Here is a 21,091-nt window from a genome sequence, read left to right on the forward strand (position 1 = left end):
CATCTCAACTTACATAGGAGGCGTCGACGTGCTGACTGCTAAAAACGATTCGTTTTATTTTGAGGGCGAGCCTTTCCAGATCTTGTCGGGTGGGATGCATTACTTCCGTACAGTGCCGGAGCATTGGGAAGACCGCTTGCTGAAATTGAAGGCTTTGGGGCTGAATACGGTCGAAACCTACATCCCATGGAATTTCCATGAGCCGAAAAAAGGCCAGTTCCACTTTTCCGGAATGGCGGATATCGAACGCTTTATCGAGCTGGCGCATGCTGTAGGACTCTATGTGATCCTGCGTCCATCGCCGTATATATGTGCGGAATGGGAAATGGGCGGATTGCCGTCCTGGCTGTTGAAACACAAAAGCCTGGTCATGCGAAGCAGCCACCGGTCTTTCCTGAAGCACGTGGAAGATTATTTTGCGGAGTTGCTGCCGAAGTTCAAAAAGCACCTGTATCAAAACGGCGGTCCGGTCATCGCCATGCAGATCGAAAATGAATATGGTGCGTATGGCAACGATTTGGCTTACCTTGACTTCTATCGAGAACAATACAAAATGCACGAACTCGATACTTTCCTGTTCACTTCAGACGGTCCGGACTTCATCAAGCAAGGCTCGTTGCCGGATGTCACGACGACGCTGAACTTTGGTTCGCGTGTGGACGAGTCGTTTGATGCGCTGGAAGCCTTCAAGCCGGGCTCACCGAAAATGGTGGCGGAGTTCTGGATTGGCTGGTTTGATTATTGGACCGGAGAACATACGGTGCGGAGCGGGGACGATGTGGCTGCGGTCTTTAAGGAAATCATGGACAAGAACATTTCCGTGAATTTCTACATGTTCCACGGCGGCACGAACTTCGGCTTCATGAACGGCGCCAACCATTACGACATCTATTACCCGACGATCACCAGCTATGATTACGACAGCTTGCTGACGGAGGGCGGCGCAATCACCGGGAAATACAAGGCGGTCAAGAAAGTCTTGAGCGAGTTTAGGGAAGTGCCTGCGGATTTTGAAGAGAGCCCATCGGCGAAAACTTACGGAAACGTCGAACTTTCAGAGGTGGTCAGTTTGTTCGATGTCCTGGATGATATCAGCGGAAAAGTCGAGCACATTGTGCCGCTGGCGATGGAAGACATTGACCAGGCATACGGCTACACCCTTTACCGCACGACCGTCAATCGCCAAGGCGAAATGAAGTTCGATTCAAGCAATATCCGGGACCGTGGGTTTATTTACGTCAACGGCCGTTACATCACCACCACCTATATCAACGATACCGAAAAAATGGTGACAGTGGATTTCCCGGACACCGTAAACACACTGGAGATTCTGGTGGAGAACATGGGACGGGCCAATTACGGGGAACATTTGACCGACCCGAAAGGCTTGATCAAAAACCTCTGGCTCGGCGAACAGTATTTCTTCCACTGGGAAATGTTCAAAATCGAGATGGACCGGCTGCCTGAGGCTTATGAACTGAGCGGGGAAGAGCGATTCCCGAAATTCTTCCGTGGTTTCTTCGATGCGGCGGAAGGACTGGATACTTATATCGATACGCACGGTTTTACGAAAGGCAATGTCTTCATCAACGGCTTTAATCTGGGGCGCTACTGGAACACAGCGGGACCGCAGCAACGGCTTTACTTGCCAGGCCCGTTGCTGAAAAAGGAAAACAATGAAATCGTCGTGCTGGAACTGGAGAACTCCACGACCGACCAAATCCAATTATTGGATCAGCCGAAACTGAGCTGACCGAGCTTAAAATAGAAGGGATGGAATGGAATGATTAACGATAAATTGCCGAAGATTTGGCACGGTGGGGATTATAACCCCGAACAATGGGATTCGAAAGAAATCTGGGACGAAGATGTCCGGATGTTCAAACTGGCAGGGATTGATGTGGCCACGTTAAATGTCTTTTCATGGGCATTGAATCAGCCGAATGAAGACACGTACAATTTTGACTGGCTCGATGACAAAATCAACCGCCTATACGAAAACGGCATCTACACATGCCTGGCAACAAGCACGGCAGCCCATCCGGCATGGATGGCCAAGAAATATCCGGACGTTTTACGTGTGGACTTCTACGGCAGAAAACGCAAATTCGGCAGCCGGCATAACTCATGCCCGAACAGCCCGACCTACCGCGAGTATTCAGAGAAAATTGCTGAGAAATTAGCGGAGCGCTACAAAGACCATCCGGCCGTTTTGATTTGGCACGTATCCAACGAATACGGCGGCTACTGCTATTGTGACAACTGCCAGGATGCTTTCCGCGGCTGGCTGAGCGACAAATACGGCACAATCGAAAAGCTCAACAAAGCCTGGAATACCGGATTTTGGGGGCATACGTTCTACGAATGGGACGAAATCGTCGCACCGAATATGCTGAGCGAAGAACGTGAAGACAATGTCTCCGATTTCCAAGGCATCTCACTCGATTACCGCCGGTTCCAGTCTGACAGTCTGTTGGATTGCTACAAGCTGGAATACAAGGCCATCCGCAAGCACGTGCCGACCAATATTCCGATCACCACCAACTTAATGGGCACTTACCCAATGCTGGATTACTTCAAATGGGCGAAAGAAATGGATGTCGTGTCGTGGGATAACTACCCGGCGATCGATACGCCATACAGCTACACGGCCATGACACATGATTTAATGCGCGGCTTAAAAGGCGGTCAACCGTTCATGCTGATGGAGCAGACGCCGAGCCAGCAAAACTGGCAGCCGTACAACTCCTTGAAGCGTCCAGGCGTCATGCGTTTATGGAGCTACCAGGCAATCGGCCGCGGGGCAGATACGATTCTCTACTTCCAGCTGCGCCGTTCAGTCGGTGCCTGCGAGAAATACCACGGAGCGGTCATTGAACACGTTGGACACGAAAACACGCGCGTCTTCAACGAAGTTGCGCAACTGGGGAAAGAACTAAATCAACTATCCGATACCTTGCTTGATGCACGGGTCAACGCCAAAGTGGCGATCGTCTTCGACTGGGAAAACCGCTGGGCGACCGAACTGTCGAGCGGGCCTTCCGTGTCGCTCGATTATGTCAATGAAGTCCATAAATACTACGACGCGCTCTATAAATTGAATGTCCAAGTCGACATGATCGGTGTTGAAGAAGATTTGACCAAATACGATGTCGTCATCGCACCGGTTCTGTATATGGTCAAAGAAGGCTACGCAGCGAAAGTCGAGAAGTTCGTCGAAAACGGCGGAACCTTCCTGACGACTTTCTTCAGCGGCATCGTCAATGAAACCGATATCGTCACACTTGGCGGATACCCTGGTGAACTGCGCAACGTCCTTGGCATTTGGGCGGAAGAAATCGATGCGCTTCACCCGGACGAAACCAACCAAATCGTCATGAATGAAGTCCGCGGGAAAATGAGCGGCAAGTATTCATGCAACCTGCTGTTTGATTTGATCCACACAGAAGGCGCAGAAGCGGTCGCGGAATACGGTTCCGACTTCTATAAAGGCATGCCAGTGCTGACCGTCAACAAATACGGAAAAGGGAAAGCGTGGTATGTCGCGTCAAGCCCGGACGCGGAATTCCTCGTCGACTTCCTGCAGACAGTCTGCGAAGAAGCAGGCGTCGAGCCATTGCTTGCTGTACCGGACGGCGTCGAAACAACCGAACGTGTGAAAGACGACCAGAGCTACCTATTCGTGTTGAACCACAACAACGAAGAAGTCACGATCGAGCTGCAGGACAGCGCTTATAAGGAAGTGCTGACGGATGAACAAGTGAGCGGAAATCTGGTCCTGAAAGAAAAAGGCGTGTTGATTTTGGCAAAAGTGTAAGTAAGATAAGTGAATAGATGAAGAGCCCATGTGGACTGCACTGAAATCGTTGGAGATTAATCTGACGTTGGAGGAGCGGTCCATATGGGTTTTTTAACGAATAGATTTCGAGGAATTCATAAGTTTGGAGCAGGAAAACCAACCATAATTATCGAATAGAGTGCTAACTTATCTATTTGGAATAAAAGAAAGGAGAGGCGGACAGATGAAGAAGGTAGGGAAGCTCATTTACGTGAGTGCTGCTTTATTGCTGTTGGCTGGCTGTGGTGAAGAAGATGCACCGATCATGGATGCTTCAAAAGCGCGGGGCGAACCGGAGGAAATGCCATTGGAAGAGGGAGGAAAAGAAGACGCAACAGATGAAGCGATTACAGATGAAGCTGCTTCCGGTTCAGGCGAAGATGCCTTATCGGAGTATTCCAGCGAGCAGATCGAGTACGCCAGAGTGTGGCGGCAGCTCGGGCCGAACCAGGAGATAGACGGCTTGTACGTCCAGCAAATCCCGGAAGGCACGCCGCTGAATCCGGACGATGACACAAGCGCCGCTTATCCGGAACCTGTCATCCAGCTCGCCGGATCGCGTTTGGTGGACGGTTCCGTGACCTACAGCAGCAATGGAGATGGGACGATCAATGTGTACAATGTGCCGCTGCGTTGGGATGGCGAGTATCCTGCGGGTGAAGAGTTTTATAACGACATGATTGAAAATACGGAGGTGGTCGAGATAGAGCCAGGGGAGGATGAAGAAGTGATTCGGCTGATTGAGCTGATTGAAGATTAGCCGTGAAAAATCTTTCCTAAGTAAGCTTGTTTTAAGGAGGGCCAATATGGCTTTAGAGATAAGACGATGGCCGAAGAAGACCATTGCAGCTGGATATCGCCATACCGTCGGACTCCAATCAACTGGCCAAGTTTTAGCTGTGGGGGACAATAAACATGGCCAATGTGATGTCAACGATTGGCGGGACATCGTAGCAGTGGCAGCGGGAAGTTCTCATACCGGAAGCTCTCATACGGTCGGACTGCAAAGAGACGGTAAGGCAGTCGCGGTTGGCTGGAATAAGTACAATCAATGCGAGGTAAACGACTGGAAAGGCATTGCGGCAATAACGGCTGGATGGCGTCGAACGGTTGGTTTAAAGGCAGACGGCAACGTAATTGCAGTTGGTCGGAACAATGAAGGTCAGTGCAATGTCAGCAGTTGGCGCGATATTGTCTCAGTTTCAGCAGGCGACTGGCATACGCTTGGTCTCCAAAGCGATGGTACAGTGGTCGCTACTGGAAACAACCGTTATGGACAATGCAAAGTGAACGACTGGTATGACATCGTTGAGGCAGGAGCGGGGTATCTTCACAGTGTCGGACTTCAATCGGATGGAACAGTCAAATCTACTGGGTTGAACAAAGATGGACAATGCGATGTAGAAAACTGGCGAGGAATTGTCGAGGTAACAGCAGGCAGCAACCATACCGTCGGGCTTAAAAGGGATGGAAGTGTAGTGGCAATGGGTCGTAATACAGAAGGGCAATGCGAAGTAGTCGGCTGCTCTAATATTGTAGCCATTGCAGCAGGCTGTGCGCATACGATTGGATTGAAAGCGGATGGCACGATGATGGCAACAGGCCGGAATGAGGAAGGGCAGTGCAATGTGAAGGAATGGAATTGTATTCAGCCATCTAACAAATGAAAAGATTGCAGATGGTTGAGATATGATGTAGGAGATAAAATTGTTATTTCAACAATGAAAATCCAAACTAAAAGAGTCAGGACCGATTTATAGGGTCCTGACTCTTTCAATAGAAATCTTCTTCTTAAATTTACTTAGGTGGAAATTAATACTTATCTTTTTGGAGCCAGTTCCACCGCTTGCCGCAAGGCTTCAATTAAACTGTTTTCATCCGCAATACCTGTACCGGCAATGTCGAAAGCCGTTCCGTGGTCTACGCTCGTGCGGATGATCGGCAAACCGACGGTAATGTTGACGCCTGCTTCAAGACCGAGCACTTTGACCGGTGCGTGGCCCTGGTCATGATACATCGCAACAACAATATCAAAATCTCCTCGAACGGTTCTGAAGAACAGCGTATCGGCAGGGAGTGGTCCTTGCACATCGATTCCTTCTGCCACGGCTTTTTCAATAGCAGGTATCACTTTTTCCTCTTCTTCGCCATACCCGAACAAGCCGTTTTCGCCGGCATGCGGGTTGATTCCGCAAACAGCAATCTTTGGATTCTGAATGCCTGCTTTTGTCAGCGTATTGTGAGCCAGCTGGATGACGTGCAAAACACGTTCCGGCGTAATCATGTTAATGGCATCAATGATCCCTACGTGCGTCGTTACATGAATGACTTTCAGGTTCGGCGCTGACAGCATCATGGAATAGTCCTTGGTTCCTGTCAATTCCGCTAGAATTTCTGTGTGGCCTGGATACATATGGCCGCCTTTTTGCAGGGCTTCTTTGTTTAAAGGAGCGGTGCAGATAGCATCGATTTCGTTTTCGTTCGCTAATTCGATGGCTTTCGCTAAATATTGAAAAGCTGCATTTCCGGCTTCCGGCGACACTTCACCGATTGGCAAGTCATCCGTCAACAAGCCCAAATCCAGACAATCAATCGTGTCTTTTTCAAACTTTGCCTGGGAAGGATTTTCAATGCGGTGAATCGTTTTTGTGCTGTTTGTAAATTTCTTGGCGCGTTCTAAAATCGAAGCATCTCCAATAACAAACGAGCGGCTGGTTTCATGAACCACGTCATGTTCAAAGCTCTTTAAGATGATTTCCGGTCCAACTCCAGCTGCGTCACCCATGGTGATTCCGATAATTGGTCTAGTCGTTTCCATGTAATCCTGCTCCCTTCAAATAATCTACTGAATGGCTGATGGATTCGGGTGTTCCAAATCCGCCAGCTTTCGTGATGACAACAATGTCTTTTTTATTCCATTTGGCGATACCGAGCGGAAGGCCGGCTTCAACTTCAAACAACAGCTCCATGTCGTGGATGCCGAGCACGGCGCAAATGTCTTTAGCCGTATCTCCGCCAGTCATGATAATGGCATCGAAGTCTGAGACCGCGAGAGCCTTCTCTACAAGGTGCCCCAATCCTTCCGATATGCCTTTGCTGGTCTGATGAGCCGTCAACGCATTGGCAGCGGCCCATTCACTAACTTTATCACGGTTTTCCTGTGAACCGCCCACATAAAGGGCTGCGCTGTCCCAGTCTGCCGGCTGCCCGAGTTCTTCGACTTTGCTCAAGGTACGTGCCGGGGCCGTCAATAACTCCAGTGGATCGATTTCAATCATCCGGGTTGCGGAGCGCTTCTCCAAAGCGGCTAATTGATCCTGTGTTTTTCCGGACAAACTGCCGGAGACAATCAGGATTTTCCCGATCGGACCGTCAAAAGATCTCTTTGGGTCTGTGTTTTGCTTCGGCGCATACAAATGGTTGATCATGCCAGCAGAGCCAGCCCAGCCGATGCTGAAGTCCAATTTTGCTTCAAGAGCGGCAAGCAATGGAAAATCGGCTTCTTCCGTGACGTCACAGACGATCCAGTTGACGCCGGCCTGGATTTGTTCCGCTACCCATTTTTCGGGCGTCTCGCCGTATAGAATAGTGCGGTCCAGAACCGTAATCTTAACACCTTCCATTGCCAATAAATCAGGAAGGAAATCGTGCAAAACCGGTGTCTTGGGATCACGTGAAAATTCCGTTTCCGTAACAGGCAGTCCGTTGATGTAAAGTTTTCCGCCTTCAACGGTTCGGCCCATGCTTGGAAAGGCAGGTGCCACAAGAATAGCGTCTAAAGCCGTTGCATCTTGCATCGCTTTCAATTCGGCGGCAACACTGCCGCGCAAAGTGGAGTCGATTTTTTTATAGAAGGCATCGACACCTCTTTTTTTCAGGGCTTCAATTTCCTTGAAAACGGCCCGGTAAGCATCTTCGCCATTCATGGAACGGCTGTTGGTATCGACGATCCAAACATCAATAGCTGTGTCGTCCTGGTCGGTCTGTTTATATGAATCGGTTAAAATCACTCGGGATTTCAAGCCTTTTTGAGCTAGCCTGACTCCGGAATCATTTGCTCCTGTAAAATCATCGGCAATGATGCCAATTCGAGTTCCCACTATCTGTCACTCCTCTAAGCTTGTTTTTTCAGCATTTCTCCATTTTCGAATATAAATCCTTTACGTTCAAGACGCTTCACCAGGAAGCCGATATACAATGGCAGCAAAATCGCCGTTGTCACAGTGGAAGCAGCCACCTGCACCGTGGCAATATCAACGACGGAAGCAAAGCTGGCACTGGCCGCTGCGATGGCAGCTGGGGTAGCGACGGCATTACCGGCCGTTGAACCTTCGGCAGCTCCGACAATCGGGTTCCATTTCAATGCTTTAAAGATGAAGTATCCAGCAGTACCTGTGATGAATACGGTCATGAGGCCAAGTATGATTCCGCCAAGTCCACCTTGGATGATGGCATTGAAGTCAATCCCCATCCCAAGTGCGAAGGCGAAGAATGGAATCAGCATCGAACTGCCGTTATCCAGGAATGAACGCATATCTTCATCCAAATTCCCAAGAATCATCCCGATGACGATCGGCAACAAGACGGCGATAAACGAAATAGGAGAGAAGAGACCATCAACAAAGCCCATGGCTCCGAAAATTGCCAGTGCCACCATCGTTAAAAAGGGTCCGTCATTCAATGCCAATAATGAATAGGCAGCGCGGTCTTCTTTATTGCCATACTGTCCAACAAGTGCGACAAAAAGTCCGCCGTTGCTGTTCGTCATCGCAGCGATAATGGCAATCGGTGCAAGCCCCAGCCACAATCCGTTGTCACCAGCAAACATATAAGCAATCAAGCCGAACAAAGCACCGACAATCCATTTGGTCGTCAGTAAGGTAGCGCCTTTGGCAAGAGACACACCGACATTTCGAACGTTAATCTGAGCTCCGGTACAGAGGAGGAACAAAGCGATCAATGCACTGGCACTGTCTACGAAAAGTGCTTCTGTAAATCCGCCAATCCGCAATAAGTCTGGTGCCACCGTGTTGATGACAGCTGCCAATAACAACGGAACAACCATCATACCTCCAGGAATACGATCTAATGTAGCTTTAATTTTCATTTTGAACCCTCTTTTCTATTTTTTGTAGTTGCAAGAATCTGACATCAGTAAACGCTTTCATTACCCACTATAAAACTTATTGAATAAAATGCAACACTTATAAGAGTTTTTTTTTATCTGAAAAATGAAAAGTAGTTTAAAAATGCAACGATTTTAGCTAAATAAAAACGCAAACTCAGTTTTTGAGTTTGCGCCAAAGAGTAGCTCTATTAATCCCTAATCGGTTTGCTGCTTTTGTTTGGTTGAAATCTTCTTCTCTCAGCACCTGTTCGATAATCTTTTTCTCGATTTCTTTTAATGTATCATTTTTGTCCAGAGATAACGGATTTCCTTGTTGGAAATCAGCTGTAAACGGCACTTGATCCAAGGTCTCTTTTTCAATCACGTAGTCTTTTTCCAAAATCGCCAACTTCTTAACATACGCTTTCAATTCGTTAAGATTTCCTGGCCAGTTATAACGTTTCAATTCCTGCATCGCATCATCCCGGACTTTGATCGGACGTGTCCCAAGCGTCTGGTGAAACTCAGTCAGGAATTGGCGCACCAGGTATTCGATATCTTCCTGCCGGTTAACCAAAGAAGGGAGCTGGATTTTAAGTGCCTCCTGCAACTCCAGTTCTTCTTCAAAGGAACTCGGAAAAGCCGGCAGCGAATAAATAAGCTGTACCGTATTTTTCCCAAGATGCTCCATCAAGTCCTGGATTTTATGGGTATGAGTTAAGTTCGGTGATTTGCTGAACTCCAGCAGCAAAGTGGAGTTCGGTAAAAATTCAATGTCTTCCAAAGACAGAGGGGAAGCATCCATTTTCACGTGGACAAACAACCCGTTCTTTTGGTGGAAGGTATGCAGATAGCGCGCCACCGATGTTTTGCCTGTCCCAGGTTGCCCGATTAACACAAGCGTGTCACCGGCAACGGCAGGTTCTTCGATCAAATTCTTAATCCCTGTCATTTCCGCGCTTGCTGCCACAAGAGAATGCAGCTGATTGAGGTGTTCAATCCTCACAACAGTTGATTTGGCCGATGCCTTTGAAAGGCGCTTGAAATTGAATGAAACAATCTTGCCATCCCTGTCCTCTATGATTTTTGCGTTTATCCGGAACGGAATTTTCGCGTCTTCGATGATCTTAATGGTCTGTTCGTTTGTTTCGAGTACCTGCTGTTTTATGGTTGCCAGCTCTTCTTCCGTAACAGGCAGCTTTTTAAAGGCAGTCCAATTCTCAAATAGGATCTGTCCATCGTCAGTTAACAGAAGCAAATCCTGTTTTGAGTCATTCAGCAATTCCCGCAGAACCCGGAGAACTTGCTGGCTTTTTTGCTGGGATTTGAACGATTGGCGTGACTCCTCCAAAGATTCCAATATGGATTCCTGGCCCGACTGGATCAGTAAGCCGTTCATCCCGAGCTGTGCTGCGGAGTTGCTTGTGACAACGTCCCCCAGGACTGTCGAATATCCCTCGTTCTTCAATTCAAGTAAAATCGATTCCACTTCAGATGCACCAGAGATCGTTACGACTTTCATGTCAATCTCCAGCAGACTGATAATGGAAGCGGCTCCTAACGTGATATTCGGAAAACCGACCAATGCTTTCTTCTCGTCCGAATGGCCAGTCGCCAACATGATGGAGCGCAGCAGGTCATAACCGGAGATATGGATATCGACAACCGGCAACGATACAGCTTCTCTGATCATCTTGGAAGTTCCGCCGCGGCTGATCAGAATATCGGCTCCATTCTGTTCCATCCTGCGCGCCAGCTCTACGCCTCGTTCCAAATCGCCAACTTCCGCAACAATCAGTAAATCAGACTGCTCTTCCTTTAATTCATCGATAAGCGGCAACATCGCCTCATATGGTGAAATCACCCCGATGTGAATCTTTCTCATTCCGGCAGCCTCCTCATTTCAAACTCTCTTTTGCCATTATATCAATTTTACGGGAGGGGACAATGAAATTAGGAATGCTGGAAGAGACAGAAGGGCGAGGAATTCTATAACGACAATATTAAACTACTAAGGTGGAGGAGATTTCTTTTTGTAAAAATCTTAGGATTTTTAAATTGATAGAAAAGGTGACTGGTTCTTATAGGGTCGTATCACCTTGTTTTTCTAATCGACTCTATTTCTTCGTTTTTCAAGCAAAGTTAAAACGAAATAAATTCCAATACAAGATACAACGATAATTAAGAAAGAATTATGCAGAAGATCAATATCAAGGTCGTTAATTTTTTGGTAAGCCATCCCATCTCTACCGTGTCTTATAATTTGCCAACCGTTGTATTCAAGTGTAAAGAAGGAAATGACTATCCCTAAAACGAATCCGCCGATGATTGAAATCCACCCTTTTCTCATTGTCTCCACTCCTCAACTTGTACTGTCTCCGTATTGAATTTACTTCTTACTATACCTTACCATATGGTAAAAGTATGGGAGTTCCAATACTTATATATCAATAAAAATAGACCTCTAATTGTATTGCTGATTAGGGGTCTATCTATTGTTTTGACTGCGATTTTATAAATCAAACCTGAATGGCTTATTCGTAGTAATAGGGTTGTTAACTGATACTTATAAAATCGCTTCCGCAATCACCTTATCAAGTTTACGGATATCCACTTTCTTCACCAAATTCAATTTAAACTTGCCGATACTCGTCCATAGCTCCGGCTCTGTATTTACTTCGTATTCAATCAACTTCTCTAGTAATTTTAATGGCGTATTTGCGAATTTTGTAGTTTAGGCTTTGTCTGGAGATGCTCAGATTTTCAGCAGTATGGGTAATATGCATATTGGTTTTATTCAACATTCTTAAAATCAATTCTTTCTCAAACGTTTCTACTTGTTCAGTTAGGGAGTTGCAACTACTCAGAAATGGCAAATTACTTTCGAGCTCGATGTGCTGGACAAGATAAGTAGGTAAATGATCAGGCGTGATAAGGCCATTGTCCTCTTTAACCAACGCTCGGGCTCCTTCGATAATGTATTTCAATTGCAGCACATTCCCTGGATAGTGGTAGTTCGTTAAAATTTTCATGGCTTCAGATGAAACAGTATAATTCTTCATCTTTTGGGATTCGTCCTCATTCTTCAGCAAATGTTCGATTAAAGGCGCAATATCTTCTTTTCTCTCATGGAGCGCCGGTATATTCAGCGTGATGGAACTCAGTGCATAAAAAAGGTCTTCCAGGAGTGCCCCTTTTTGCAGCGCCAGATGTGGCTTGTCAGACAATAAGGTGATAAATTGCACAGTCACCGGGACTTCTTTGCCCTTCGCTGTAACACGGAGTTTCTGTTCCTTGATGACCTCCAAGACTTTTTTCTGCAAAGAAATGGACATGTGGTCGATATTGCCGAGCAGAATAATGCCTTTACTGTGCTGCTCCAACAAACCGGCAGATCCGTTACTGCCAAATAATATTTCTTCCAACAATAGCTCAGAAACCGCCGCACAATTAATTTCGTGTACATCATCCAAGCGTTGCTGGGACTGATTAACGATATGTTTGTAAATCAACCGTTTACCGACTCCATGAGCTCCGCAAATCAGCAGGTTGGAAGTAGAATCAGCTGCAAGCCGAGCTTGCTGCAGCACTTTTTGCATGGTTTTACTCACGTGCACGATTGGTGGTGGAATGTCGGCTTTTTTGATTGGAGCGCCGGTTGTATGCTTCTTGTTTTTAAACTGGAAGATGGTTTCCGCCATGGCGGCGGTATCGGAAAAGTCTTTGACAGTTGACAGGGCACCTGTCTTCAAGCTTCCCAAATAAAGGGGCTCGCTGCTTCTCTTTACAATATATCGTTTTCCCGTGTTGGAGAAAAAAGCTTCGTTCTGAGTCAGTTTCCTTTCGGCGCTCAAGGAATGCAGTATCGGTGTTTCCGCGTAACTGCTGTCTTCAAAAATGGAAGAATATAGTTTCCCAATGACGCCGGCAGGCTCTCTTGAATCCAATTCGCCCATCTTTCGATTATAGAAGATAATTTTCTGGTTATTGTCGATAGCACAAATTCCTTCATCCAACGTATTGAGTATGTATTGAAAAGAACGGATATGTTGTTGGGTACTCTTTAACTCATCGCCCAACTGCTGGATTTTAGTGATGTTCTTGAAATTCAACAGAAATAATCCATTGTTTAATACATGGAAATTGGCCAATAACTGAAAAAGACCAATGGACAAGTGGATGTTGCGCATGTCTTGTTTGTGTCGGTAAAAATGATTCAAATCTTTCGAAAGAATCGTGTCACCTATTCGTTTGTTGAGGAGATCGCTTCGTAAAAGTTTTGGAAAAAAGTTGCTGAATGACTGGTTCAACGACCGGATATATCCTTCTTCATCAGTTAACACAAGACCCTCAAATAAATAATCCGCTATCTCTCCCAACAAAGACACTTCTTGTTTATGTTTCAAAATACATCACCCCCGTAAAAATATTTTTCGGTTAATTGTAAGAATATTTTTAAAAAACATATAATACATATTAACACAGTGATTAGAATTTTTATGATGGATTTTTTATCTTTTTAATCGGTTTTAAGTGGAAGAAAGAATTTTTGCGTAAAGAATTTTGCGTATGAAAAATGTTAAAGGGGATGTCAGAAGATGCAAAAAGTGAATTTAAACGGTGTGAAGGTCGTGGATGTCCACGCACATCCTTTTGTAGCAGCAAAAGGGGAAGAAGACGCTATCAGTTTTTTGAAAAAGTTATCGTTGTCCGTCAATCCGAATATGTTCAGCAAAGAAGAAAGTACTGAAAAACACCGGCCAGTGCCCAATTCAAATATGTGGATCCAGATTTTGCTGAGAAACATGGCGCAATATTATTCATGTGAGGAAAGCTTGGAAGAGATCGTGAAAGCCCGCAATAAAAAAGCAGCAGATTATGGGGAATATACAAAGGAATTGTTCCAAGATGTACAACTGAAAGGGTTGATAATGGATTTTGGCTATCCGCAGCCGCCGCTTGATCGAAGCGAATTTGAAGAGTTGAGCGGAGCCCGCGTCTGGGAAATCAGCCGCATCGAACCGATTATGGTTGAACTGGGCAAACAGGGACTGAATTTCGATGAATTCGTGTCCCGTTATAAAAAACAGCTCGAAGAAGATTTGTCTAAGGAAGGAATCGTAGGACTGAAGACCATCATCGCTTACCGAAGCGGTTTGGAAGTCTTGGAAATGGATGAGGATGCAGCGGTCCAAGCTTACGCCGAATTTACCCGGAATGACCGGCTGCCCGCGAAAGCATTCCGTGATTATTGCTTCCATTTGGCGATGGAGGCATGCACAGCGAGCGGCAAATTCATGCATATCCATACCGGCATCGGTGACGGAGATGTAGTCATGACCAAAGCAAGTCCAAGTTTTCTTCTAGATACCTTGAGGAAAGAAAAGTACCAGGACACCAAAGTCCATTTAGTGCACGGCGGTTATCCATGGATGGAAGAGGCGGCGTTCATTGTCAGCATCTTGCCGAATGTCTACATGGATATCTCCTTGCAGAATCCATTTGCTGGCCACGGCGTCGAGCGCATCATTTCACAAGTACTCGAATTAGCGCCTTTCAATAAAGTGATGTATGGCTCAGATGCTTTTACTATACCTGAAATGAATTGGATGGGGGTGAAGATTTTCATTGACTGTTTTGAACGGGTCTTGAATGACTGGGTGGAAAAAGATTATATGAATGCGGAAAAAGCACGTTATATAGGGGAAATGATTTTATATCGCAATTTTGAAGAAATCTATCAGACAAAAATTTAAACGAAATGGGGAAGCGATATGAGTCATCATTTAAGTCTTGATTTAGAGCCAAAAAGAACGTTAAAGTTTTGGCATATCTGGGCATTGGGAGTAGGTGCGGTGGTCGGAGATGGTATTTTCCTTTTAATGGGGCAAGGAATTGCTACAGCCGGCCCGAGCTCAATCATCTCCTATCTGGTTGCTGGATTGTCCCAATTGTTTTTGATTATGGCTTTGATCGAATTGGCGATTGCCATGCCGAATGCCGGTGGGATGTCGCTATGGGTGGAAAGAATGATGGGGAAATCCTGGGGCTTTTTAGCAGGTTTCACCTTTGCGATCGGTTGGATCATTGCAGGAGGAAGTGTCGGTTTAGCACTCGGAACCATCACAATGTGGTTCTTCCCTGGCTTGACAGGCAGCTGGTGGCCAGCGTTTTTCGCGATATTCTTCATTACGCTTTTTGCACTGGTCAATATTCTAGGGACGGTTTTCACCGCCCGCTTCCAATTATATATGGTAGTGGCGCTTGTTGGAGTGATGGTGGTGTTTGCGGTGATTGGGTTGAAGGATGTTGATTTAGCAAACTTCTCACCGATGATGCCTTATGGTCTTGAAGGATTTTTCGGTGCCATCCCGCTTGGAACTTACGCATATCTTGGCGCATTGACATTGGTAACAGCTGGAGCGGAAGCCATCAATCCACAGCGTGATATGCCCCGGGCGTTAATCTGGGCAAGTGTGACATTCATTGTGTTGTATTCATTCGCACATTTTGTGCTGCAAGGTATTATTCCATGGAACGAAGTCACGATGGACAGTTCACCATTCACAGTGGCTGCCGGTCAAGTGTTTGGAGTGGCAGGTGCATTCATTATGAACATCGCCGCTTGGATTGCTGCAGCTACATGTATTTTGATGGGTACTATGTACGCCGCTTCCCGTATTTTTTATCAACAGGCACGTGATGGCATGCTGCCAAAATTTTTAGGATCGATTCATACGAAGACGTATACACCTGTCAACGCTATTATCGTCATTTGGGCAATCACCATTGTATTGATCCTTGTGGGTCAGATAAACCCTGACTTCCTTTATGTTGAACTATCAAACCAATTGGTAATTGCGTGGTTGTTCTCCTGGAGCCTTGCATTAATCGCTGGTGTTTTGTTCCGTATTAAGCATAAAGAAGAAGTGGCGCAATTGTCTTGGAGACAGCCGTTGTTTCCGCTATTTCCAATTTTGAGCTTTATCGGCATCGCCGTGATTTTATACGGGTCATTCGTCAGTTCCATCATGACATTGGTTCGCGGGGGAATTTGGCTTGCCGTACTACTTATTTTATTTATGATTTTCAATAAACCCGGTTCCCGGCAGACGGAAGGACCAGTGGAAGTGGAGAAAATGACAAATGACTGATACCCTTTACAGAATCTCTTCAGAGATGGCTGACCGTGTCATTGGAATTAGAAGGCATTTGCATCAATATCCGGAGTTATCCTTTCAGGAATACGAAACGGTCAATTATATCTGCTCCGTATTGAATGAATGGGAAATTCCTTATCAAACCATCGGAGAGACGGGTGTCTATGTAGACATCACGGGTGACATCGAAGGTCCAGCAATCGGCCTGCGGGCGGATATCGATGCGCTGCCAATCCAAGAAGAAGCGGAAGTCGATTTCCGTTCAAAAAAAGAGAACGTCATGCATGCATGCGGCCATGATGGCCATACTGCAATTTTACTGGGCACTGTTTACGAATTAAATCGCAACAAAGATACACTAACAGGAACTGTCCGCTGTATTTTTCAACCTGGCGAAGAAGCCGACGGCGCTGCACTGGCATTGATCGACCAAGGGATTCTGGAAAACCCGAAAATTGAATCGGTGACCGCTTTGCATGTCTGGCCATACTTGCCGCACGAAACCGTGGGCATCAAAAAAGGAAGCATGACAGCTTCTTGTGATGACTTCAAAATAACTGTTATGGGAAAAGGCGGCCATAGCGCCAGACCGCATCAAGCAGTCGACGCCATTACCGTGTCTTCACAAATTCTTCATTCCCTGCAGCTTGTAGCCGCTAAAAAAATCGATCCCGTTCATCCGAAGGTCATTCATGTCGGAAAGATCAATGGGGGAGAAGCGAGCAATATCATCGCTTCCAGCTTGGTGATGGAAGGAACTTACCGTTCTATGAACGCAGGGATCCGGCAACAAATACAAAAAGAGATTGAACGCGTTTGCCAAGTTGCAGAAATTCAATGGAACGCGAAAGTGGAAGCGGAATTTACGCTCGGCGCTCCTCCTATCGATAACGATTCGGCCATGACGGAGCTGTTCATTGAAACAGCTCGCGATTTGCTGGGGTCTAGCCATGTATACGAATTGGCAGAGCCTTCTCTTGGTGCGGACGATTTCGGTTATTTTTCTGAAAGGGTACCCAGCATCTATTTCCGGCTGGGGATTAAAAAAGAAGACCCGATTACTTATGACTTGCATCATCCGAAATTCAATTTTGATGACTCGGTCCTTTTGACAGGAGTCAGTTTATACGTAAATTACGCAATGAAATTATTGCAGAAGGCGAGGTCCTGAAAATGACTCAACAAACTTCAGAAAAGCAGATGGAAATCAACAACATCCTCGGTAGAATCGAAAAAGAGGACATTGATTACATCCGGATCGAATTCCTAGATTACACTGGATCCACGCGGGCTCGGACGATCCGACGTGAGCAGATTGTAGACGCCATGGAAAAAGGAGTCAACTTCAGTGCAGCAATCATGGATTTCACAATGTTCGATACGTATATTCCAAACCCCTTATACGGCTCAGATGCTGGAGACTTTTTCGCTATGCCGGACCCTTGGACATTCGTCGTCTTACCACATCGACGGAAGACTGCCCGGATGTTTTGTGACCTGGTTGATGAAAATGGCAATCCATGGGCAGGGTGTCCCCGCAGCGCCTTGAAAAAGTTATTGAAAGAGGCAGAAGACGTTTTAGGCGGACAAATCAAGATGGTCTATGAACAGGAAGCGTATTTATTGAAAGAAGAAGAAGGTCGATTGGTGCCGGCGGACAGTAGTCCTTGTTTTTCGACTGACGGACTGGATATCCAGGATGAATTCATCCAAAGATTCATCGAAACCATGTCGGAAATGGGCGTGGAAACCGAACAGGTCTCCAGTGAATATGGCCCGGGACAAGTAGAAATCAATTTGAAATACGATAACTGCCTGAAGGCCACCGACGATCAGGTGACGTTCAAGCAATTGTTCAAACATTTGGCGAGAGAAATGGGAATGGTGGGGACCTTGGCACCGAAGCCGTTCAACGATTTGGCGGGCAGCGGTCTGCATGTTCATATCAGCTTGTTTGATGAGGGAAAAAACTTGTTTAAAGACAGCAATGACAGCCGGGGGTTGGACCTGTCTGAAACCGCCTATCACTTTATCGGCGGTATTCTTCATCACGGAAAAGCTTTGTCGGCCATCGGAGCTCCGACGGTCAATTCCTATAAACGGATGGTGCCTGGTTCATGGGCACCTGCACATATCTGTTACGGTGCCGGTAACCGGTCGAGCCTGGTGCGTGTACTCGAGCCTCGGCGTGAAAGACGTTTTGAATATCGCGGCGCAGATGGAACATGCAACCCGTATTTACTGTCTGCTTCCCTAATCGCTGCGGGCCTTCATGGTGTCCGTCAAAAAATGAATCCGGGAATGCCGCTCGAAAAAGATGCGGGAAGCTTATCCGGTCAAGAACTGGAAGCGCTCGGCATCGAATGGGTGCCCCGTGACCTTAAAGAGGCATTAGATCATTTGAAGGAAGATACAATTTTGGCCGAAACCATTGGACGTGATATCTGGCAGGAATTCATTAAAGTTAAACAAGAAGAATGGAATTTGCATTTTTACCGAGTAGAAGAATGGGAACGCAAATTGTATTCTACTATTTATTAAAAAAGAGAATAGGCATTTAAATGTTGGAAAGAGTGAAAGCTGATGAAAATACTTATCGTTCAGCCCGACCAAGTGGCTTCTCCTGGAGAAACCATTGCAGCATTAGAACAACAAGGGATTGGTTATGAGCTTATGGAAATGGAGAGTGAGACAGACCTTTTGCAAAGGGCGCCACAATTCGAGGCCATGGTGATCTTGGGCGGGGTAATGGGAGCAAATGATGAGGATGCATTTCCTTTTTTGAAAGCTATCAAAGAGACAATTCGACTATTTCATGAGCAAAATAAACCGATTTTTGGAATCTGTCTCGGTGCTCAATTGATCGCCTCCGCCTTCGGTGGAAAAGTAGAAAAAATGGGGACTACTGAATTTGGAATCACAGAACTAACCCAAACCGCTGAAGCAGAGAATGATCCGGTTTTCAATGTGTTGCCTCTGCATTTCCGTTTCATGGAATGGCATGAAGACCGCTTCGATTTACCAGATTCAGCCACATTGTTGGCATCCAGTGTGCTCTATCCGAATCAGGCGTTCCGGATCAAAGACAATATATACGCCATTCAATTTCATCCCGAAGTCAACGAACAATTGATCAAGCAGTGGATTGCAGAAAAAAAAGATGACATCTCGGAAATTAATCCATCGTTTATTCCGGCTCTGGAACTTGAGGTGCTGCCGGCTTTAGCTGTTTCGACTCCCTATTACCGTCAAATGATTAGTGCTTGGCTCAAGCGTTCTTCTGCAACTAGTAAATGAACAGTATGAAGTGCAGAAAGTGAAAAAACGCATCCTTAAGTAAAAAACGGTTATAGAAATTTCTGGATAGTATGTGACAATTTATTTTCCATAGGTTGACGCACCCGATGTTTCAGCATGCCGGGTGCGTTTTTCCATTTTATTCATTTTTATAAGTCTTAAAGAAAACGTGTCTTTCGCCGGAAGGTAAAATTTCTGTCGAAGTTAAAAAGGTATTTAAAAAAGCCATTTCCCTCAAGGAAATGGCCATTTGTCCATTCTTACAAAATCGCTTCCGCAATCACCTTATCAAGTTTACGGATATCCACTTTCTTCGCTAAATTCAATTTAAACTTGCCGATACTCGTCCATAGTTCCAGCTCCGTATTAAAATCAAACGTGCCAGCGTTTTCTGATGAGTACATGATGATCGATTTGAAAGGAATGCTGTAGACCTCGACTTTCTTGCCCGTCAATCCCTGCTTGTCGGAAATGATGAAGCGCTTGTCCGTCACGACTGCTGTATCGTGGACCATCTTATAGGCGATTTGCGCCACTTCACCTGGAACTAACAACTCATTAGCCGACGTCGGCACATCGATTTCTTGTGTAAACGTCCATGCCAACATTGCATTTAACTCTGCCATAAAAAATGCCTTCTTCTCTAATCTGTTTTTAATATGGCGTAAATTGGAAGTAGAGGAAAGGTAGGCATTACTTTTAGAAGTAATTCCGCAAAGAAATCAATCAGTAAAACAAAGAGAATTCAGCTTTTATTACCCATTGGTTTCCAGTAATTATAGAAGGGTATCAGTAAAGAGAGCTTTTTTCAGACAACCAGATGAAAGTGGGATTTGATGAATAAGCGCGTTAAAAACACGATTTTAGGAACTTTGGTCTTTGGCATCATTGGATTTGTCGTGACCTCTTTATTAAATGGTTCACCGGTATGGACTCACATTATCGGCCAAGCCATTGCTGGATTCCTGCTGTACGCCTTAATATTGCCCGCCATGGAAAAAAGAAATAAGCACAACAAAGGAGGTTTATATGGAAAAGAAGAAAAGTAAGCTGGCATCCTGGCTGAAAGAGCCGATCATTTCAAAGAAAGCCGATCCAATCTTGAATTTTTTCTTGGCTTTTTTGGGTGCGACCATCGGGACGGCCATCTATCAAAATAGCGATATGTCTTATTGGGAATACATCGTGCGGATTGTTCCATTCGCCTTTCTGGCCGTGTTTCTTCTCAAAGTCATCAGCACCGTCTGGAGAAAGCGCAGGAAGCAGCAAGATGCGAGCTGATTGAGTCCTATCCTACATATGAATAGCGGGAAGCTTCTGAAGAGCAGGCTGGCTCTTCAAAAGCTTTTTTGTCTTGGAGAAAATTATATGGGAGGTGACCAGGCATCTGAATCCTTACGGAACGAATAAAGAAAAAATCAAGCTCTAACTATGCTCGGCACCGATACCACGAAAGTAACCATGGCTGTTGCCTAGGGAGACGCTTGGACAAACATGATCCAGCCTTTCTGGGCATTGCCGGCACTGGCAATTGCTGGCCTCAAATCCAAAGACATCATGGGCTTTTGCCTCATTGTGCTGTTTGTCAGTGGGGTTGTGATAGGGCTTGGATTGCTGTTCTTGTAAATGAAACCGATGATTTCGGCTTTACCTGTTTTGGGGCAAGGCCGTTTTTGTGTTCTGGAAATA

At 45.9% G+C, this 21,091-nt stretch carries 19 protein-coding genes and 1 pseudogene; 12 read left to right on the top strand and 8 right to left on the bottom strand.

Annotated elements, in window-relative coordinates; translation table 11 throughout:
- Nucleotides 1-28: 28 nt before the first annotated feature.
- The 4 genes from K8U60_RS04905 to K8U60_RS04920 all read left to right on the top strand — a co-directional run bounded on the left by K8U60_RS04905 (nucleotide 29) and on the right by K8U60_RS04920 (nucleotide 5,505).
- Nucleotides 29-1,753 carry a glycoside hydrolase family 35 protein gene (locus K8U60_RS04905; RefSeq protein WP_223635234.1) on the top strand — a complete coding sequence of 575 codons (1,725 nt, stop codon included), beginning with the start codon at nucleotides 29-31 and terminating at the stop codon, nucleotides 1,751-1,753.
- 30 nt (nucleotides 1,754-1,783) lie between these two features.
- Nucleotides 1,784-3,817 (top strand): beta-galactosidase, encoded by a 2,034-nt coding sequence (locus K8U60_RS04910; RefSeq protein ID WP_223635236.1) that lies wholly within the window; start codon nucleotides 1,784-1,786, stop codon nucleotides 3,815-3,817.
- A 205-nt stretch (nucleotides 3,818-4,022) separates the two neighbouring features.
- Complete coding sequence (locus K8U60_RS04915) at nucleotides 4,023-4,598, top strand: hypothetical protein (RefSeq protein ID WP_223635238.1); 576 nt, start codon at nucleotides 4,023-4,025, stop codon at nucleotides 4,596-4,598.
- Nucleotides 4,599-4,644: 46 nt separating this feature from the next.
- The gene (locus tag K8U60_RS04920; RefSeq protein WP_223635241.1) at nucleotides 4,645-5,505 is read left to right on the top strand and encodes an RCC1 domain-containing protein; all 861 of its coding nucleotides are present in this window, start codon (nucleotides 4,645-4,647) and stop codon (nucleotides 5,503-5,505) included.
- A gap of 152 nt (nucleotides 5,506-5,657) precedes the next feature.
- Here the strand turns inward: K8U60_RS04920 and pdxA are convergent, their stop codons facing one another.
- The 7 genes from pdxA to K8U60_RS04955 form a co-directional block, all read right to left on the bottom strand.
- A complete protein-coding gene (gene pdxA, locus K8U60_RS04925; protein WP_223635244.1) occupies nucleotides 5,658-6,656 on the bottom strand; it encodes a 4-hydroxythreonine-4-phosphate dehydrogenase PdxA in 999 nt (332 codons plus the stop codon).
- Nucleotides 6,643-7,938, bottom strand: coding sequence for a four-carbon acid sugar kinase family protein (locus K8U60_RS19100; RefSeq protein WP_223635247.1), 1,296 nt, complete (start codon nucleotides 7,936-7,938; stop codon nucleotides 6,643-6,645). Before K8U60_RS19100 ends, pdxA begins: the two co-directional genes overlap by 14 nt.
- 14 nt (nucleotides 7,939-7,952) lie before the next feature.
- A complete protein-coding gene (locus K8U60_RS04935; RefSeq protein ID WP_223635249.1) occupies nucleotides 7,953-8,945 on the bottom strand; it encodes a 2-keto-3-deoxygluconate permease in 993 nt (330 codons plus the stop codon).
- 175 nt (nucleotides 8,946-9,120) lie between these two features.
- Entirely contained in the window at nucleotides 9,121-10,830 is a 1,710-nt protein-coding gene (locus K8U60_RS04940; RefSeq protein ID WP_223635252.1) for a sigma-54-dependent Fis family transcriptional regulator, read from the bottom strand.
- Nucleotides 10,831-11,052: 222 nt separating this feature from the next.
- Complete coding sequence (locus K8U60_RS04945) at nucleotides 11,053-11,295, bottom strand: hypothetical protein (RefSeq protein WP_223635255.1); 243 nt, start codon at nucleotides 11,293-11,295, stop codon at nucleotides 11,053-11,055.
- A gap of 216 nt (nucleotides 11,296-11,511) precedes the next feature.
- A complete protein-coding gene (locus K8U60_RS04950; protein ID WP_317851906.1) occupies nucleotides 11,512-11,637 on the bottom strand; it encodes a hypothetical protein in 126 nt (41 codons plus the stop codon).
- A complete protein-coding gene (locus K8U60_RS04955) occupies nucleotides 11,630-13,351 on the bottom strand; it encodes a sigma 54-interacting transcriptional regulator (protein WP_223635257.1) in 1,722 nt (573 codons plus the stop codon). The genes K8U60_RS04950 and K8U60_RS04955 overlap by 8 nt, the downstream gene beginning before the upstream one ends.
- A gap of 192 nt (nucleotides 13,352-13,543) precedes the next feature.
- Here K8U60_RS04955 and K8U60_RS04960 point away from each other — a divergent pair, with 192 nt between their 5' ends.
- From K8U60_RS04960 to K8U60_RS04980, 5 genes are read left to right on the top strand one after another with little or no spacing between them, the layout of a single operon-like run.
- Nucleotides 13,544-14,701 carry an amidohydrolase family protein gene (locus tag K8U60_RS04960; RefSeq protein ID WP_223635260.1) on the top strand — a complete coding sequence of 386 codons (1,158 nt, stop codon included), beginning with the start codon at nucleotides 13,544-13,546 and terminating at the stop codon, nucleotides 14,699-14,701.
- An 18-nt stretch (nucleotides 14,702-14,719) separates the two neighbouring features.
- Nucleotides 14,720-16,099, top strand: coding sequence for an APC family permease (locus K8U60_RS04965; RefSeq protein ID WP_223635264.1), 1,380 nt, complete (start codon nucleotides 14,720-14,722; stop codon nucleotides 16,097-16,099).
- Nucleotides 16,092-17,276, top strand: a complete 1,185-nt coding sequence (locus tag K8U60_RS04970) for a M20 metallopeptidase family protein (protein ID WP_223635267.1) — start codon at nucleotides 16,092-16,094, stop codon at nucleotides 17,274-17,276. The genes K8U60_RS04965 and K8U60_RS04970 overlap by 8 nt, the downstream gene beginning before the upstream one ends.
- Nucleotides 17,277-17,278: 2 nt before the next feature.
- On the top strand, nucleotides 17,279-18,646 hold the full coding sequence (locus K8U60_RS04975; protein WP_223635270.1) for a glutamine synthetase family protein: 1,368 nt from the start codon (nucleotides 17,279-17,281) through the stop codon (nucleotides 18,644-18,646).
- A gap of 42 nt (nucleotides 18,647-18,688) precedes the next feature.
- Nucleotides 18,689-19,402, top strand: a complete 714-nt coding sequence (locus K8U60_RS04980; RefSeq protein ID WP_223635273.1) for a type 1 glutamine amidotransferase — start codon at nucleotides 18,689-18,691, stop codon at nucleotides 19,400-19,402.
- 260 nt (nucleotides 19,403-19,662) lie between these two features.
- Here the strand turns inward: K8U60_RS04980 and K8U60_RS04985 are convergent, their stop codons facing one another.
- Nucleotides 19,663-20,028, bottom strand: a complete 366-nt coding sequence (locus K8U60_RS04985; RefSeq protein ID WP_223635274.1) for a PH domain-containing protein — start codon at nucleotides 20,026-20,028, stop codon at nucleotides 19,663-19,665.
- A gap of 210 nt (nucleotides 20,029-20,238) precedes the next feature.
- On the opposite strand from K8U60_RS04985, the gene K8U60_RS04990 reads away from it, so the two are divergent.
- The 3 genes and pseudogenes from K8U60_RS04990 to K8U60_RS05000 all read left to right on the top strand — a co-directional run.
- The gene (locus tag K8U60_RS04990; protein ID WP_223635276.1) at nucleotides 20,239-20,451 is read left to right on the top strand and encodes a hypothetical protein; all 213 of its coding nucleotides are present in this window, start codon (nucleotides 20,239-20,241) and stop codon (nucleotides 20,449-20,451) included.
- Nucleotides 20,432-20,683 carry a hypothetical protein gene (locus K8U60_RS04995; protein WP_223635278.1) on the top strand — a complete coding sequence of 84 codons (252 nt, stop codon included), beginning with the start codon at nucleotides 20,432-20,434 and terminating at the stop codon, nucleotides 20,681-20,683. Before K8U60_RS04990 ends, K8U60_RS04995 begins: the two co-directional genes overlap by 20 nt.
- A 138-nt stretch (nucleotides 20,684-20,821) precedes the next feature.
- A pseudogene (locus tag K8U60_RS05000) lies at nucleotides 20,822-21,028 on the top strand (TIGR00366 family protein); the annotation flags it as partial.
- Between the last annotated feature and the right edge of the window lie 63 nt (nucleotides 21,029-21,091).

This window comes from Planococcus circulans (assembly GCF_020023385.1).
Lineage (GTDB): Bacteria > Bacillota > Bacilli > Bacillales_A > Planococcaceae > Planococcus.

Excerpts from the sequence above, each read along its gene's own strand:
- K8U60_RS04910 (WP_223635236.1), top strand. The coding sequence starts at position 1,784 with ATGATTAACGATAAATTGCCGAAGATTTGGCACGGTGGGGATTATAAC.
- K8U60_RS04915 (WP_223635238.1), top strand. The coding sequence starts at position 4,023 with ATGAAGAAGGTAGGGAAGCTCATTTACGTGAGTGCTGCTTTATTGCTG.
- K8U60_RS04920 (WP_223635241.1), top strand. The coding sequence starts at position 4,645 with ATGGCTTTAGAGATAAGACGATGGCCGAAGAAGACCATTGCAGCTGGA.
- pdxA (WP_223635244.1), bottom strand. The coding sequence starts at position 6,656 with ATGGAAACGACTAGACCAATTATCGGAATCACCATGGGTGACGCAGCT.
- K8U60_RS04935 (WP_223635249.1), bottom strand. The coding sequence starts at position 8,945 with ATGAAAATTAAAGCTACATTAGATCGTATTCCTGGAGGTATGATGGTT.
- K8U60_RS04940 (WP_223635252.1), bottom strand. The coding sequence starts at position 10,830 with ATGAGAAAGATTCACATCGGGGTGATTTCACCATATGAGGCGATGTTG.
- K8U60_RS04945 (WP_223635255.1), bottom strand. The coding sequence starts at position 11,295 with ATGAGAAAAGGGTGGATTTCAATCATCGGCGGATTCGTTTTAGGGATA.
- K8U60_RS04960 (WP_223635260.1), top strand. The coding sequence starts at position 13,544 with ATGCAAAAAGTGAATTTAAACGGTGTGAAGGTCGTGGATGTCCACGCA.
- K8U60_RS04965 (WP_223635264.1), top strand. The coding sequence starts at position 14,720 with ATGAGTCATCATTTAAGTCTTGATTTAGAGCCAAAAAGAACGTTAAAG.
- K8U60_RS04970 (WP_223635267.1), top strand. The coding sequence starts at position 16,092 with ATGACTGATACCCTTTACAGAATCTCTTCAGAGATGGCTGACCGTGTC.
- K8U60_RS04975 (WP_223635270.1), top strand. The coding sequence starts at position 17,279 with ATGACTCAACAAACTTCAGAAAAGCAGATGGAAATCAACAACATCCTC.
- K8U60_RS04980 (WP_223635273.1), top strand. The coding sequence starts at position 18,689 with ATGAAAATACTTATCGTTCAGCCCGACCAAGTGGCTTCTCCTGGAGAA.
- K8U60_RS04985 (WP_223635274.1), bottom strand. The coding sequence starts at position 20,028 with ATGGCAGAGTTAAATGCAATGTTGGCATGGACGTTTACACAAGAAATC.
- K8U60_RS04990 (WP_223635276.1), top strand. The coding sequence starts at position 20,239 with ATGAATAAGCGCGTTAAAAACACGATTTTAGGAACTTTGGTCTTTGGC.
- K8U60_RS04995 (WP_223635278.1), top strand. The coding sequence starts at position 20,432 with ATGGAAAAGAAGAAAAGTAAGCTGGCATCCTGGCTGAAAGAGCCGATC.